Below are 617 nucleotides of genomic sequence, written 5' to 3'. Positions count from 1 at the left end.
CCCAGGGTGTTGGAAATCGAATTAGTATATATTGTGAGGATACATGTGCAAGTCTATTCTTACAGTTTGTTTTGTCTAGAGCATTAAATATTAATTTAGAATTGTATATGAATTTTATCGATATAAACTTGGGATGGACAAATTATATACAATTATATGAGAAAAATGTTCCGGAATTTAAAAATAACATAATTGTTTTGGACGGTGATGTCCCATCTAAACCAGAATTTGCCTCAAAAGCGAGAGTTATTTCCGAGGCGGGTAATTTTTTGTTTCTTCCATTAGTTATAGAAAAAGAAATATTTATTTTACTTAAGGAGCATAATAAATTTACTCAGTTCCAAGAACATTATTCAAGTGTTACAACTTTTAATTATGATATTTGTTTTAGTGACTGGCCATTGGAGAGTGACCAGTATAATACATTAGACTATAAAAATTGGTATAAACAAACGGAAGGTGTTTTGGGAGATTATACTATTTTGTTTCGATTTTGGTGTGACAATAATCAAGAAAATATTCAAGAATTTATAACAGATTTTATACAAAAATTTAATGTACTTGCCGAACGAGCAGATGTTGATGCTTTGCCGCCTATCGAAGTAATTCGGGAGAGC

The 617-nt window shown here is 30.6% G+C and carries 1 protein-coding gene; it reads left to right on the top strand.

Annotation, left to right across the window (positions count from 1 at the left end):
* Positions 1-617: hypothetical protein (locus NE664_12680; GenBank protein ID MCQ4727491.1), on the top strand; the 617-nt coding region annotated here is incomplete at both ends.

Origin of the sequence: Anaerotignum faecicola (assembly GCA_024460105.1) — a bacterium.
Lineage (GTDB): Bacteria > Bacillota > Clostridia > Lachnospirales > Anaerotignaceae > JANFXS01.
This window is presented reverse-complemented; position numbering and strand designations above follow the sequence as displayed.